This is a genomic window from Arthrobacter sp. BPSS-3, from assembly GCF_044628475.1.
In the GTDB taxonomy this organism is placed as follows: domain Bacteria; phylum Actinomycetota; class Actinomycetes; order Actinomycetales; family Micrococcaceae; genus Arthrobacter.
Map to the genome: position 1 here is coordinate 268,685 of NZ_JBIMMV010000003.1, position 13,329 is coordinate 282,013.

13 protein-coding genes and 1 riboswitch are annotated in these 13,329 nt (G+C 72.1%); of the genes, 7 read left to right on the forward strand and 6 right to left on the reverse strand.

Annotated features, from left to right (window positions below; all coding sequences use genetic code 11):
• The first annotated feature begins 45 nt into the window (after nucleotides 1-45).
• Nucleotides 46-801 (forward strand): IclR family transcriptional regulator, encoded by a 756-nt coding sequence (locus ACFVY3_RS07030; RefSeq protein ID WP_290257998.1) that lies wholly within the window; start codon nucleotides 46-48, stop codon nucleotides 799-801.
• A gap of 25 nt (nucleotides 802-826) precedes the next feature.
• Here ACFVY3_RS07030 and ACFVY3_RS07035 read toward each other — a convergent pair whose 3' ends face one another.
• Entirely contained in the window at nucleotides 827-1,642 is an 816-nt protein-coding gene (locus tag ACFVY3_RS07035; RefSeq protein WP_400159226.1) for an isocitrate lyase/phosphoenolpyruvate mutase family protein, read from the reverse strand.
• 118 nt (nucleotides 1,643-1,760) lie between these two features.
• Between ACFVY3_RS07035 and ACFVY3_RS07040 the strand changes: the two genes are divergently transcribed.
• Nucleotides 1,761-2,672 carry an NAD(P)-dependent oxidoreductase gene (locus tag ACFVY3_RS07040; protein WP_400159227.1) on the forward strand — a complete coding sequence of 304 codons (912 nt, stop codon included), beginning with the start codon at nucleotides 1,761-1,763 and terminating at the stop codon, nucleotides 2,670-2,672.
• 9 nt (nucleotides 2,673-2,681) lie between these two features.
• Here ACFVY3_RS07040 and ligD read toward each other — a convergent pair whose 3' ends face one another.
• Nucleotides 2,682-3,911 (reverse strand): non-homologous end-joining DNA ligase, encoded by a 1,230-nt coding sequence (ligD, locus tag ACFVY3_RS07045; protein ID WP_400159228.1) that lies wholly within the window; start codon nucleotides 3,909-3,911, stop codon nucleotides 2,682-2,684.
• 159 nt (nucleotides 3,912-4,070) lie between these two features.
• On the opposite strand from ligD, the gene ACFVY3_RS07050 reads away from it, so the two are divergent.
• Nucleotides 4,071-5,234: an AI-2E family transporter gene (locus ACFVY3_RS07050; RefSeq protein ID WP_400159229.1), complete on the forward strand. Its 1,164-nt coding sequence runs from the start codon at nucleotides 4,071-4,073 to the stop codon at nucleotides 5,232-5,234.
• A 45-nt stretch (nucleotides 5,235-5,279) separates the two neighbouring features.
• Here the strand turns inward: ACFVY3_RS07050 and ACFVY3_RS07055 are convergent, their stop codons facing one another.
• The 3 genes from ACFVY3_RS07055 to arfB all read right to left on the reverse strand — a co-directional run bounded on the left by ACFVY3_RS07055 (nucleotide 5,280) and on the right by arfB (nucleotide 8,665).
• Nucleotides 5,280-6,968, reverse strand: a complete 1,689-nt coding sequence (locus ACFVY3_RS07055) for a phospholipase C (protein WP_400159230.1) — start codon at nucleotides 6,966-6,968, stop codon at nucleotides 5,280-5,282.
• A complete protein-coding gene (locus ACFVY3_RS07060; protein WP_400159231.1) occupies nucleotides 6,965-8,071 on the reverse strand; it encodes an alkaline phosphatase family protein in 1,107 nt (368 codons plus the stop codon). Before ACFVY3_RS07060 ends, ACFVY3_RS07055 begins: the two co-directional genes overlap by 4 nt.
• 171 nt (nucleotides 8,072-8,242) lie before the next feature.
• Nucleotides 8,243-8,665, reverse strand: a complete 423-nt coding sequence (arfB, locus tag ACFVY3_RS07065) for an alternative ribosome rescue aminoacyl-tRNA hydrolase ArfB (protein ID WP_400159232.1) — start codon at nucleotides 8,663-8,665, stop codon at nucleotides 8,243-8,245.
• Nucleotides 8,666-8,809: 144 nt separating this feature from the next.
• A riboswitch (Fluoride riboswitch) is annotated at nucleotides 8,810-8,896 on the forward strand.
• A gap of 78 nt (nucleotides 8,897-8,974) precedes the next feature.
• Between arfB and ACFVY3_RS07070 the strand changes: the two genes are divergently transcribed.
• From ACFVY3_RS07070 to ACFVY3_RS07085, 4 genes are read left to right on the forward strand one after another with little or no spacing between them, the layout of a single operon-like run.
• Nucleotides 8,975-9,571, forward strand: a complete 597-nt coding sequence (locus tag ACFVY3_RS07070) for a universal stress protein (protein ID WP_400159233.1) — start codon at nucleotides 8,975-8,977, stop codon at nucleotides 9,569-9,571.
• Nucleotides 9,571-10,107: a fluoride efflux transporter FluC gene (locus ACFVY3_RS07075; RefSeq protein ID WP_400159234.1), complete on the forward strand. Its 537-nt coding sequence runs from the start codon at nucleotides 9,571-9,573 to the stop codon at nucleotides 10,105-10,107. The genes ACFVY3_RS07070 and ACFVY3_RS07075 overlap by 1 nt, the downstream gene beginning before the upstream one ends.
• A complete protein-coding gene (gene crcB, locus ACFVY3_RS07080; protein ID WP_400159235.1) occupies nucleotides 10,104-10,481 on the forward strand; it encodes a fluoride efflux transporter CrcB in 378 nt (125 codons plus the stop codon). The genes ACFVY3_RS07075 and crcB overlap by 4 nt, the downstream gene beginning before the upstream one ends.
• Nucleotides 10,478-11,755 carry an MFS transporter gene (locus ACFVY3_RS07085; protein ID WP_400159236.1) on the forward strand — a complete coding sequence of 426 codons (1,278 nt, stop codon included), beginning with the start codon at nucleotides 10,478-10,480 and terminating at the stop codon, nucleotides 11,753-11,755. Before crcB ends, ACFVY3_RS07085 begins: the two co-directional genes overlap by 4 nt.
• A gap of 4 nt (nucleotides 11,756-11,759) precedes the next feature.
• Here ACFVY3_RS07085 and ACFVY3_RS07090 read toward each other — a convergent pair whose 3' ends face one another.
• Nucleotides 11,760-13,319: a long-chain fatty acid--CoA ligase gene (locus ACFVY3_RS07090; RefSeq protein WP_400159237.1), complete on the reverse strand. Its 1,560-nt coding sequence runs from the start codon at nucleotides 13,317-13,319 to the stop codon at nucleotides 11,760-11,762.
• Nucleotides 13,320-13,329 lie beyond the last annotated feature (10 nt).

The following is a 13,329-nucleotide window of genomic DNA, read 5'->3' on the forward strand; positions in this document are numbered from 1 at the left end:
AAAGGTGCCGGCCGGCGACGGCCGGCACCCAAGAGGAGGGGTGGCATGGCGGAACGGGCCGCAGGCGGCGTGCAGTCGGTGGAGCGGGTCTTCGAGCTGCTGGAGCTGATCGCCGACGCCGGGGGAGAGGTGATGCTCAGCGAGCTCTCCTCGGCCACCGAGCTGCCGCTGCCCACCATCCACCGGCTGCTGCGGACCCTGGTGACGCTGGGCTACGTCCGCCAGCTGCCCAACCGCCGGTACTCCCTGGGCCCGCGGCTGATCCGGCTGGGCGAGGGGGCGTCCAAGCAACTGGGAGTGCTCGCCCGGCCGCAGCTGAAGCCCCTGGTGGACCGGCTGGGCGAGACCGCCAACGTGGCCATGCTCGACGGGGACATGGTGGTCTATGTCGGCCAGGTCCCCTCCCGGCACTCCATGCGGATGTTTACCGAGGTGGGCCGGCGCGCGCACCTGCACTCCACCGGCGTCGGCAAGGCGATCCTCGCCCAGCTCGACGACGAGCGGGTGCGGGCGATCGTGTCCCGGACCGGCATGCCGGCCGCGACGCCCAAGAGCATCGGCGACGTCGAGACCCTGCTGCAGGACCTGGACACCATCCGGCGCCGCGGCTACTCGATCGACGAGGAGGAGCAGGAACTCGGGGTGCGGTGCTTCGCCGCCGCGGTGGCCGACGCCCCGACGCCGATGGCGATCTCCGTCTCCGGCCCGGTCTCCCGCGTGGACCAGGCGTTCGCCGACCGCGCCGTCCCCCTGCTGCAGGAGGCTGCCGCCGCGATCTCGGCGGAACTGAGCCTCGCCTAGGCCCCTCGCCGGTCTGCTCCCGGGGCTACTCCGGACCTTCCGCCGGACCTTCTACCTGCGGCCGGAGCGCCGCTGCGTAAGACTCGAGCCGGTGCTGCATGTCCCAGTACGGGGTGGCTGAAGGGGCGGTGCCCCCGTCCCGCAGGGCCGCGACGGACGCGATGGCGGCATCCACCGCCGCGCGGTAGGGCAGCGACCCGGAACTGACGCGCCGCACCCCGAGCCCACCAAGTTCCGCCACGGTCAGGGTGGGATGCGGCAGGACGTTCACCGGCAGCTCCAGGGCCCCGGTGATGGGCTCGATCTCGGCCGGGTTCGCAAGCCCGGGGACGAAGATGCCGTCCGCCCCGGCGTCGGCATAGCGCCGGGCCCGCACCAGCACGGCGTCCACGGTCGGGTCCTCCTTGAACCACAGGTTGTCCACCCGGGCGTTGATGAACACGCCGGGGCAGCGCTGCCGGACGGCGGCGATCTTCGCGGCGGCGTCCTCCAGGGCCACCAGATGCCCGTCCAGGCTGTCCTCCAGGTTGATCCCGGCCACGCCTGCCTCCACCAGGCCCGCGACGAAGTCGGCAGCCTCGCCGGGATCCGGGGAGTAGCCGTCCTCGACGTCGGCCGTCACGAACACCGGCAGCCGGCACAGCAGCGGCACCAGCGCCGCCGTCGCCGCCTTGCTGGCCCGCCCGCCGTCTGGATAGCCGGCGCTTGCCGCCACGCCGAAGCTGGTGGTCCCGATCGCCGGGTAGCCATCCGCCACGAAGGCGACGGCGGAGCCCACGTCCCACGCGTTGGGCAGCAGCAACGGTGACCCGCCGCGGTGAAGCTCCCGAAAAGTGTCCATGTGTCCTCCTTCTCGCCTCCCCGCCGTTGTTCCAGCCGGTGCCCGCCCCTGGATATGGGTCTACGCCGGGTCCCGGAGTCCGTCAACGGCTGTCAGGCTGTGCGGCTAGCATGGCCGCATGAACGAGACGACGAAGAACACCACCCGCACCGTGGCCGTGCTCGGCCTGGGCATCATGGGCGCCGCGATGGCCCGCAACCTTCTCCGCGCCGGCCTCGAGGTCCGGGTCTGGAACCGCGACCCGGCCAAGACCGGCCCCCTGGCCGATGCCGGCGCGCACGCGGCCGCGACCCCCGCCGAGGCGGTCGAGGGCGCCGACGTGGTCCTGACGATGCTCTACGACGCCGCCGCGGTGACGGAGGTGATCCGGCAGGCAGCCGCGGGCATCACGCCCGGCACCGCCTGGGTGCAGTCCACCACGGTAGGCGTCCACGACGCCGGGGCCTTGGCGGAGCTTGCCCGCGAGGTGGGACTGGAGCTGGTGGAGGCTCCGGTGTCCGGCACCCGCGAACCCGCCGAGGCCGGCCAGCTGCTGGTGATCGCCGCCGGTGCGCCCGCGGTGCGGGACGTGGTGGCACCGGTCCTGGACGCGATCGGGGCGCGCACCACCTGGACCGGTGAGGATGCCGCCGCCGGTACCGCCGCCCGCCTGAAGCTCGTGGTCAACAGCTGGGTCATCGCGGCCTCCAACGCCACCGGCGAGATCCTGGCCCTGGCCGGGGCGCTGGGGGTGGAGCCGCAGCAGTTCCTCGACCTGATCGAGGGCGGCGGACTGGACCTGCCCTTCCTGCGGGGCAAGGCCGGACTCATCCTCGGCGACACGCTGGACCCGGCGTCGTTTGCCGTGGACACCTCGCTCAAGGACGCCCGGCTGATCCTGGCGGCGGCAGCGGAACAAGGCATCCGCCTCGACGGGACCGAGGCCGCGGCGGCCCGGCTGGAGCGGGTGGCCGCCCAGGGCCGGTCCAAGCAGGACATGGCGGCCGCGTACTACGCCAGCACGCCGGCGGACGGCGGGGCCGGGGACTAACGGTAACCGTCAGGACCGGCCGGCCCAGGGATCATAGTCGGCCAGCAGTTCTTCCTGCGGCGGCCGCCGGTCCTCCGGGATGTGCTGGAGGTTGATCCGGACCCGGTACCAGAGCGAGCTGGAGCCGCGCATCCCGTCGACCAGGACGTCGGCGGGGTGCAGGCCTGCCGCCGTCCCGGCATGGCCCGCCTTCCACGCCTCAAGGGCCGCGAGCGCCTCCGCCTTGGTCCTGGTCCGCGCCACCTCGATCAGCGGCATCACGGACTGGCGCCGCCCGGAGCCGTCCTTTCCGGCGCCCCTCGGCGCCTTTTCCGCCGGGCCCAGCGTCCCGGCCAGCTCCAGCAGGGCCGCCAGGCTGCCGGCGGCCTCATCGATGCCCGCATGCGGGTCGCCGTCCTTTGCGTACCGGTCCGGCACGGTCAGCGCGGTGAACTGTTCGGGCCGGGCGGACGGCACCTCCTGCCAGGTCAGCGGCGCGGACACCCGGGCGTCCGGGAGCGGACGCACCGAGTAGGCGGAGGCCACGGTGCGGTCCTTGGCGTTCTGGTTGAAGTCGACGAAGACGCTCTCGCCGCGTTCCTCCTTCCACCACCGGGCGGTGGCCAGGCCGGGGGCCCGGTTCTCCACCTCCCGGGCCAGGGTCTCGGCGGCGAGGCGCACCTGCGGGTAGGACCAGTCCGGCGTGATGCGGACCAGGATGTGCAAGCCGCGGGAGCCGCTGGTCTTCGGCCAGCCGACCAGCCCGACGTCGTCGAGCACGCCCCGGGCGATCAGGGCGGTGTCCACGATCTGCTCCCAGCCGACGCCCGGCATAGGGTCCAAGTCGATCCGCAGCTCGTCCGGGTGCTCGAGGTCGGCGGCCCGGACGGGGTGCGGGTTCAGGTCGAGGCAGCCGAGGTTGACCAGCCAGGCCAGCCCGGCGGCGTCCCGGATCACGGCCTCCTCCGCGGAGGTCCCGGAGGCGTAGTGCAGGGTGGCGGTGTCGATGAAGTCCGGATGGTTCTCCGGGACCCGCTTCTGGAAGAACGGCTCCGCGTCGATGCCCTTGGGGAACCGTTTGAGGACCATCGGCCGGCCGCCCGCGCCGCGGAGGGCGCCGTCGGCGACGGCGAGGTAATAGTGCACCAGGTCCAGCTTGGTCAGCCCCGGCCCGGGGAAGACCACCTTGTCCGGGCTGGAAATGCTCACCTCGTGCCCGGCCGCGGTGATGATCTCAGGCGGAGTCTTCGACGGGCTCATGCGGCCACGCTAGCAACGTTCCCGCGCCCCAACCAGAGGCCACCGCGGCCCGCTGCCAGCCCGCCATCAGGTTCTGCCGGGATAATCCGCAGTCAGCAACGGTACACACCGCGTGCGCCCGGTCCGCGGGCTGCTCGGCGGTGACGAAGGAGGATCCCCATGTCCGAGCAGGAATACCAGAATCCGGCGCCGGAGCCCGCCGCGCCGGCGAAGGGCCCGGCGGCGAAGGGTCCGGCGGCGCTCTGGTCCGACGGGCTGGGCCGCGCCGGGACCCGGGCCGCGCAGGTGCTGCTGCTGGTGGGCCTGGCGTGGGTGGTGATTCGGGTCCTGACCCTGGTGCCGCTCGTGGTCATTCCGGTGCTCCTGGCGGTCATTCTGGCCGCCGCCATCTCCCCGCTGGTGCGCTGGCTGGCCGGCCACGGCTGGCCGCGGGCCTTGGCGGTGCTGACCTCCTTCGTCGCGGTCCTGGCCGTGTTCGGTGGCGTGGTCACCGCCGTCGTCGCCCTGGTGCGGATGCAGTTCAATGAGCTGGTGACCCGCGCGCTGGCCGGGATCGACCAGCTGCACGCCTTCCTGAACAACGGGCCGGTCCCGGTCTCGGACCAGGAGCTCGCCAACGCCAAGGAGTCGGTGCAGAAGTTCTTCAGCAGTGGCAACCTGGGCTCCGACGCCCTCACCGGCCTGCGCACCGGCGGGGAGATCCTCGCCGGCATGGTCCTGATGGCCGTCATCCTGTTCTTCTTCCTCAAGGACGGCGCCGTGATCCGGGCCTTTCTCTTCGGGTTCCTCCCGGTCCGGCACCGTGACCGGGCGCACCGCGCCGCCGCGGCCAGCACCCGCGTCCTCGGCGGTTATGTGCGGGGGACCGCGCTGATCGCCGCGATCGACGCCGCCATTGTCGCCGTCGCGCTGTTGATCCTCGGCGTTCCCCTGGCGGTGCCGCTGGCGGTCTTCGTGTTCATCGGCGGGTTTATTCCGATCATCGGCGCCACCGCCGCCGGAAGCCTGGCCGTCCTGGTGGCTCTCGTCTCCAACGGCCCGGTTCCCGCCGTGGTGGTCCTCGCCGTGCTGGTGGGCGCCAACCAGCTCGAACATCATGTCCTGCAGCCGCTGCTGATGGGCAAGGTGCTAAATATCCACGGGCTGGTGATCCTGCTGTCCCTGGCCGCCGGGACCATGCTCGCCGGTGTCATCGGGGCGCTGCTGGCGGTGCCGCTGGCCGCCGTCGGCTGGACCATCATCAAGGTCTGGACCGGGCGCGACGCCGCCGACCTGCCGGCACCCGGGCAGTCCCCACCCCACGAGCCGGCAGTCGCGGGGTAGGCCCGTCCAGAGCCACGAATCACTAGCCTGGGCCTGTCGCCCGCGTCAGTAGGTCGCGGCGTTCGAGAGGATCAGCGGCGGCTGCGGGGCCTGGTTGAAGTCGAACGCCGTGGTCAGGTCGCCCAGGAGGGGGTTGGTCTCCCGCACGCTGGGCCGGCCGTCAGGGCGCCCGTCGGTGCCGGGGTCGATCCGCTGGCCGTGCAGGAAGTCGTCCTCGATGAACTTGATGTAGGCGTCGTGGCTGGCGGTCTGGTGGTCGATGTAGCCCTTCCGGGCGTACGGGCTGATGATCAGTCCGGGCACCCGGAGGCCGTAGCCGTTTTCGTCCGCCACGGGCGGGGCAACGTGGTCGTAGAACCCGCCCCAGTCGTCCCAGGTCAGGAAGATCGCGGTGCTGTCCCAGTCCGGTCCGGACATGACGGCGTTGACCAGGCCGGCCACGTAGGCCTGGCCGGTCTTGATGCTGGCCGGGGCGTGCTCGCTGACCTTGTCGGTGGGCGCCACCCAGCTGACGGCCGGCAGGGTGCCTTGCTTGGCGGCGTCGTAAAAGTTTCCCAGCGCCTGGATGTTCCCCAGCTCGCCGTCCTCCTTGACCGTGTCGAAGTACAGCAACGGATTCCAGAGGCCCGGCGTCTTGGCGTCCTGCTTCACCGGGGCGCAGGTCGCGGCGTCGTCCCGGCAGTCCGGTTCGGTCCCGTTGAAAACGTAGTAGGCCCACGGGACGTGCTGCTGGTGGAGCAGGTAGGTCAGGTCCGTCCAGGCGTAGTCGGGGAGTTCGAGCTTCTTGGCGGCGTCGCTGAGCTTTTTCTTCAGCGCGGCCGGGACCTGGGCCGCGTCCACCGCGGCCTGGCAGCTGGGGTAGGAGTCGGTGGGCTTGCAGCTGGCGCTGATCAGCTGATCGATCTCGGTGGCCAGGTCCGGGCTGATGCCGGCCGCCTTGAGCGCGTCCTGGCAGGGCTGCAGGTCCAGGCCGGTCTGGCACTTGCCGATCAGGGTGTTGCGGATGATCTCCGGGTCGGGTCCGCTGTCCGGGTTCTGCAGTTCGTTGACGCACGACGACGGGTCCCCGGCCCTGCTGCACTTGGCGGACCACTCCGAGACCAGGTAGAGGTGGGCGGGCAGGCTCCAGGCCGATGCCGCGGCGAAGAGGTGGTCCTGCAAGGTGAAGTTCTGGGCGTAGGCCCAATAGTTCGGCAGGTCGGTGCCGTCGTGATAGCCCATCACGTCGGTGGCCTTGGTGTTGTACTGGCAGGCCGCAGCCGTGGCGGCGCAGCCGGAGAGCCCCTTCTCCGCCTGGGCCACGAAGCCGTCCATGGCCCCGCCGTTGACGTCGGCGACCTCGTCGGAGTGGCTGTGCGGTGCCCCGGCGTTGTTGACCTCCGGGTTGTGGTAGGGCCGGATGCAGCCGCCGCGGCCCGGATCGGGCAGGCAGACCGACGGCGTCCCATCCTGCATGGGGATGCCGTCCGCCCCGGGGTAGGTGCCGAAGTAGCTGTCGAAGGACCGGTTCTCCTGGGTGATGATGACCACGTGCTTGATCTTGGCGATGCCCTGGGGTGGCGCCTGCAGCAGTTGGAGGCCGCCCAGGACGTTGCCGATCAGCCCGGTGCCGCCCGCTCCGGCGCCGGCCAGCACAGCCACCAGCACCAGCAGGGCCACGGAGGAGCCGGCGGCGATCACCAGGCGTCGCCGCCCGAACCGGCCGATGCGGCCACGGAGGGTGTGCTGACTCATGGCTGCCCCTGGGATCCGGAGCGGTAGACGTCGCCGCCGAAGGCGTTGACCCCGGGCTGGGCCGCGCCGGCCAGACGGGGCAGGCCGAAGATGTCCTCCATGCTGGCCAGCAGGCTGTAGTGGTTGTACGCCCGGTCCGAGCTGCCGCCCGGGACCGTGAACGGCGAGAGCACCAGGGCCCCGACCTTGCCTCCCGCCGTGCCGCCGGTGACGCCCGACGACGGTCCGACGGCGCCCCCGTCGGCCTCGTCGAAGGTGATCACCAGCATGCCGTCCTGCTGGTAGGCAGGGGAGGCGAGGATCGCCGGGACCTGGCTCTTCAGCCACTCATCCGCCGTGCCCAGGCCGCCCGCGGTGCCGTCCACGCAGGGGCTGTCGTGGCCGTCGTGGCAGAGGTTTGGCGTGATGTAGGAGAGGTTCGGGGTGGTGGCGGCTGAGGAGAGGTCGTGTGCCAGCGCCGAGTAGTTGACGACGTTCCGGCCGCAGCCGGAGCCGTCCGTGATGGAGCGGAAGTAGACAAACGGGTTGTGCCGGGTGCCGTACTGGTCGCCGGCGCTGGCGGCGACGTGGGTGTCCACAGCCCCCGGTTCAGGGTGCTCGCACGGGATGGCCATGTCCTCCATATAGCCGCGCCAGGTCTTGTGCGCCGCGTCCAGTTGGCCGGCGAGGGTGGGAACGTCGGCCGGGAAGAGGCACCCGTCGCCCAGCAGTTGGCCCTGGGAGTCCAGCCCCGTGCCGCTGAAGGGCGTGTAGGTGTGGCAGTCATGTTCGGTGCTGGTGTTGGGTGGCTGGCCGGAGATCTGGGCGAGGTAGTTCGGCAACGAGTTGTGGGAGATGCCGTAGTAGCTGTCCAGCAGGACACCCTGGGCGCGCAGGGTTCCGGCCAGGTAGGGGGCGGGGGAACCGCTGTCCCAGACCCGGTCGAAGCCCTTGTTCTCGAGGTTGATCACGAAGATGTGCCCGGGTGTCCCGGTCCGTTGCGGCGCGGCGGCGGGGGACTGGCAGGCCGTGATCGCGGTGAGGAGCAGGGCGAGCAGGAAGGCGGCCCGTGCGGCATGGCGGCGCCGACGCCGGTGCGCGCTCCGGTGGGGAAGCAGGATCACGGTCAGCTCCTCTCGGGACCGCCGGGGAAGCCGTGTCCGCGCCTCCGGGTGGGGGAGCAACGGGATACCCGGTTCAAAAACTGTGCCATGCCGCGGAGGCTCCGCTCCCGCGCGAAGGCTGTGAGTTCCCCTTGAATTTCGGTGGCCCGAAACTTATTGGCGTCTCGCCGGCTACTCGGCGCTGGGCCGGCGGCGCTGCTGCTTCGTCGCGGAGCGCAGTTTCTTCCCGGCCAGCCGCCGCCGGGTGGAGCCGCGGGTGGGCGAGGTTTTGCGCCGGGCGGCGGGTCCGGGCGCCAGTGCCTCCGCCACCAGGTGGACAAGGCGGGCTGCGGCGGCCTCCCGGTTGCGGAGCTGGGACCGGCGCTCGGACGCGGCGACGGTCAGGACACCGCCGGTCAGCCGGCCTTCCAACCGGCGGCACAGCAACTCCCGCTGGTCCTCCCGCAGCGAGGGTGATCCGGTGACGTCCCAGGACAATTCCACCCGGCTGTCCGAGGTGTTCACGTGCTGGCCGCCGGGGCCGGAGGAACGCGAGAACCGCCAGCGCAGTTCCGACGCCGGGATCGTCAGGGAATTGTTCACCTCCAGGTCCATGCCACCAGCGTGTCACAGAACTCGCGGCCGTCGGCGGAACGATTGGCGGGACGACCCGGCGCCGCGCCCGCCGCCGTCGGGCCCCTCACCCGGCGCTCCGCCCAGCGGTGCGGCGTGGCGCCGTTCCGGGTGCGGCGTGTAATCTCTGAACACGGCGATGGATCCCGCCGGAACGGCCTGCACTCCGCACCCCGTTCAAACCGCCTCCTGGCTGATGGTTCCTGCCTTTGCACCAACGAAGGTGGGTGACCCGTGCTGACAGCCGCGTCGCCGCGACGCCTCACACAGACGCCACAGGACAGGAGCATCATGACACCAGCAGGACCCTTCCCCGGCCCGGAGGACCCCGCCGCCGGAGGGCAGCCCGCCGCATCCGGACACACCTCCGGCTCCATCGATCGCATCGCCGGGCCCGTGGTCATGGGCGCGGTCCCGGGCCAGCCACCGGCCGTCGCCCACCGGGCCGCCGAGCTTGCGCTCAGCCTGGGTGTTCCCCTGATCTGCGCCTACGTGGACGTCACCAGCTACCTCGCCGATGACCCCGGCGGCCGCCGTCCTAGTGATCCCAGCGGCGCCCGGCCGATCGATCCCGACGGCATCGACGACGACGTCGAGGGGATCGCCGCGGCGCTGAAGACCAGCCTGGGGGAGACCCTGGACGCCGGCGGCGTGCCTTGGTCCTTCGTCGCCCTGGCCGGGGACCCCGCGCGGGCACTCGGCCGGCTCGCCGAGGCCAGCGGCGCCTCGATCATCGTCGTCGGGACGCGGGAGCGCGGCCTCGGCGCCCGCTTCGAGGAGCTGCTGGTCGGCTCGGTGGCCGTGCACCTGACCCACCGCCAGCACCGCCCGGTCCTGGTGGTCCCGCTCGCCCCGCAGCCCCGGCACCACGCACGGGAGGGCCGGTAATGGAACCCCGCACCCCGGACACCGTCCCCGCCGCCCGGCCGCCCGGCACCGACGCCGCGGCGTCCGGCCCCGGGCACCGTGCCCCCGGCTCCGGGCACCCCGCGCCGGAGCCGGCACGCCTCCGGCGACCGCTGCACCTGCACCCGGGCTTCCTGCTGCTGGTGTTGGCCGGCGGGATCGCCGGAACGCTGGCCCGCTACGGCCTCGGCTCCGTCCTGCCCGCCCCCGGCGGCTGGCCGCTGCCCACCCTCGTGATCAATCTGGCGGGGGCGTTCCTGCTGGGCCTGCTGCTGGAGGCCCTGATCCGCCGCGGCCCCGACGCCGGACGGCTCCGCGTCATGCGGCTGCTCATTGGCACCGGGTTCATGGGCGCCTTCACCACATACAGCACCCTGGCCCTGGAAAGCAACGGACTGCTCGCCGCGGGCCGTTCCCTCGACGCGCTGGCGTACGTGGGAGCCTCCCTGATGGGCGGTTTCCTCGCCACCTTCGCCGGCATCCGGCTGGCCTCCGCGCGGAAGGGGGCGTCCGAATGAGCCTGGTCACCGTCGCCCTGCTGGGCCTGGCCGGGGGCCTCGGCGCCGCCTCCCGGTTCCTGCTGGACGGACTGATCCGCAGCCGGGTCCGCGCCGCCCTTCCCGTGGCCACAATCGTCATTAACGTCACCGGCTCCTTCCTCCTCGGCCTGATTGCCGGGGCCGTCGGAGCCCACGCCGCACCGCCGGAACTCCAGCTCATCGCCGGGACCGGGTTCCTGGGCGGCTACACCACCTTCAGCACCGCCAGCTTCGAGACCGTGCGCCTGGTCCAGTCCGGCCGGTCCGGGCTGGCGCTGGTCAACGGCCTCGGCACGGCCTTCGCCGCTGTCGGTGCGGCCGCCGGCGGCCTGGTCCTGGGCGGCCTGCTGTGAGCTCCTTTGGGCAGCCGGCGCAGGCCGAGCAGGCAACGGCCGCGCGCCGCAGAAACCGGTTCGGCCCGATGGGCTTCGTCCTGTCCTTCGGCGTGGTCAGCATGCTGGCCGACGTCGTCTACGAGGGCGCCCGCGCCATCACAGGCCCGTACCTGGCCACCCTCGGCGCCAGCGCCGTGATGGTGGGCTTCATCACCGGCGTCGGCGAGGCCGTGGCGCTGGTCCTCCGGCTCGGAACCGGGCCGCTGGCTGACCGCACGCGCAAGTACTGGCCGCTGACCATCGCCGGGTACGCCATGACCGCCGTCGCCGTCCCGCTGCTGGCCCTCGCCGGCTCCCTCTGGCAGGCCTCAGCCCTGGTGATCACCGAACGCTTCGGCAAGGCCGTCCGCACCCCGGCGCGCGACACCATGCTCTCCCACGCCGGGGCGACGCTGGGCCGCGGCCGCGCGTTCGCGATCCACGAGGCGCTGGACCAGTCCGGGGCGCTGGTGGGCCCGCTCCTGGTGAGCCTGATGATTGCGGTCTCCGGCTACCAGCTCGGCTTCGGCGTCCTCGCCATCCCAGGCGCGCTGGCCATCGCCGCGGTCGTCCTGCTCCGGCGCTTCGTCCCGGCCCCCGAGCGGTTCGACGCCGGGCTCGCCGGCAACGGCGAACTCGCCAACGCAGCGGCTCACGTGACGGTGCCCGCCGCACCGGCCGTCCGCACTCCGTTGCCGGCCCGGTTCTGGTGGTACAGCGGCTTCACCGCCGTGTCCATGTTCGGGTTCTCCACCTTCGGCGTGATCTCCCACCACCTGGAGGTCGAGAAGGTGCTGGCGCCGGCGCTGATCCCCGTGACCTACGCCGTGTCGATGGGCGCGGCGGCCCTCGCGGCGCTGGCCTCGGGCGCGCTGTACGACCGGATCGGATTGCGCGGGCTGCTGGTGGCCCTGCCGCTGACCGCCGCGGTGCCGTTCCTGTCCTTTTCGGATTCGCCGGCCCTGGTGTGGGCGGGCGCGGCGGTCTGGGGCGCGGCGCTGGGCATCCACGAATCCACCCTGCGCGCCGCCGTCGCGGACCTGGTCCCGGCCGCCCGGCGCGGCACCGGGTACGGGATCTTCACCGCCGTCTATGGCCTTGCCTGGCTCGCGGGCTCGACCATCATCGGCGCCCTGTACGCCTCGTCCCCGGCGGGGCTGGCGGTCTTCACGATCGCCACCCAGGTGGCCGCCCTGCTGGTCTTTATCCCGCTGCTGCGTTCCGGCGCGGGGCGGCCCGCCGCGTCGGCGTAGGCGCCTATCCGGCCGGGTCGGCGGCGAGTTCGCGCTTGAGGATTTTGCCGCTGGGACCCAGCGGCAGTTCGCTCAGCAGTCGAATGATGCGCGGGTACTTGTAGGCGGCCAGCTGCGAGCTGGCGAACTCGACCAGTTCCGCTTCCGTGACCGTGGCCCCGGCGTCGAGCACGATCGCCGCGGCAACCTCCTGGCCGTGGACCTCGTGCGGGACGCCGTAGACGGCGGCGCTGACCACCTGCGGGTGGGTCAGCAGCAGCTCCTCGACCTCGCGTGGGTAGACGTTGTAGCCGTTGCGGATGATCATGTCCTTCTTGCGGTCCACGATGGTGAGGTAGCCGTCGTCGTCCTTGGTGCCCAGGTCGCCGGTGCGGAACCAGCCGTCGACCACGGCCTCCGCGGTGGCCTCGGGACGGTTCAGGTAGCCCTTCATCAGCAGGTGGCCGCGGACCACCAGTTCACCGAGTTCACCGGTGGGCAGCAGTTCGATGCTCTCCACGGTCTCGGCCCGCGCAATCTCGATGTCCACGCCCCAGATCGGGATGCCGATGGTGCCCGGCCGCGGCGTCATGCCGACGTGGTTGAAAGCCGCCACCGGGGAGGTCTCGGTCAGGCCGTAACCCTCGTGGATTTCGATGCCGAACACGTCGCGGAACCGGTCCATCACCGCCAGCGGCAGTGACGCCCCGCCGGAGATGCCGTAGCGCAGGTCTGCCGGCCGCACCGCCGTCGACTTTGCGGCCTCCAGCAGGGCCACGTACATGGTGGGCACCCCGACGAAGACGTTGACCTTGTGCTTGGCCACGAGCTCCAGGGCACCCTGGCCGGTGAACCGCGGCAGCAGCACCACGGTGGCGCCCGCGCGCAGCCCGGCGTTCAGGACCACCGTCTGGCCGAAGGTGTGGAAGAGCGGCAGTCCGCCGAACAGCACGTCCCCGGGCTTGAAGTCCATCACGCTGGTCAGGATCACGGAGGTCTGCTCCACCAGCGCGAAGTGCGTCCCCAGCGCACCCTTGGGCTTGCCCGTGGTGCCGGAGGTGTAGAGGATCGTGGCGGTGTCCGAGGGGCGGCAGGGTTCGTAGCTGCGGATCGGTTCCGCCGCGGCGGCCTCAGCCTCGAGCCGGGGCAGGTCCCCGCCCTCGGGCGACATGACCGTCAGGACGTCGACGCCGCTGGCCGCGGCCCCGGCGGCGCCCTCGCCCAGGAGGGCGTCCGCGCAGATCATCAGCCGGGCGCCGCTGTCCTGCAGGACGTACTCGATTTCGCGGGCCTTGAGCAGGGCGTGCACCGGCACCACGATCGCGCCGAGGGCCAGCACCGCGTAGTACACGCGGGCGAAGTCCGGCACGTTCGGGATCAGCACGGCGACCGCATCGCCCGGGCCGATGCCGCGGGCCCGCAGGGCGCCGGCGTACTCCCGGGTCTGCCGCCAGAGATCGCCGTAGCTGGTCCGGTCCTCCCCGACGATCAGGGCCGTCCGGTCCGGGGAGCGGCGGGCGGACTCCGCCAGGATCGCCGCGACGGAAATGGTGGCGAAACCGTCGCCGCTGGTGGTGTTGGTCATGGCCTGCTTC

Coding starts and splice junctions, on each gene's coding strand:
- crcB (WP_400159235.1), top strand. CDS start 10,104: ATGAGCCTGGTCACCGTCGCCCTGCTGGGCCTGGCCGGGGGCCTCGGC.
- ACFVY3_RS07035 (WP_400159226.1), bottom strand. CDS start 1,642: ATGGACACTTTTCGGGAGCTTCACCGCGGCGGGTCACCGTTGCTGCTG.
- ACFVY3_RS07050 (WP_400159229.1), top strand. CDS start 4,071: ATGTCCGAGCAGGAATACCAGAATCCGGCGCCGGAGCCCGCCGCGCCG.
- arfB (WP_400159232.1), bottom strand. CDS start 8,665: ATGGACCTGGAGGTGAACAATTCCCTGACGATCCCGGCGTCGGAACTG.
- ACFVY3_RS07070 (WP_400159233.1), top strand. CDS start 8,975: ATGACACCAGCAGGACCCTTCCCCGGCCCGGAGGACCCCGCCGCCGGA.
- ACFVY3_RS07030 (WP_290257998.1), top strand. CDS start 46: ATGGCGGAACGGGCCGCAGGCGGCGTGCAGTCGGTGGAGCGGGTCTTC.
- ACFVY3_RS07090 (WP_400159237.1), bottom strand. CDS start 13,319: ATGACCAACACCACCAGCGGCGACGGTTTCGCCACCATTTCCGTCGCG.
- ligD (WP_400159228.1), bottom strand. CDS start 3,911: ATGAGCCCGTCGAAGACTCCGCCTGAGATCATCACCGCGGCCGGGCAC.
- ACFVY3_RS07075 (WP_400159234.1), top strand. CDS start 9,571: ATGGAACCCCGCACCCCGGACACCGTCCCCGCCGCCCGGCCGCCCGGC.
- ACFVY3_RS07040 (WP_400159227.1), top strand. CDS start 1,761: ATGAACGAGACGACGAAGAACACCACCCGCACCGTGGCCGTGCTCGGC.
- ACFVY3_RS07055 (WP_400159230.1), bottom strand. CDS start 6,968: ATGAGTCAGCACACCCTCCGTGGCCGCATCGGCCGGTTCGGGCGGCGA.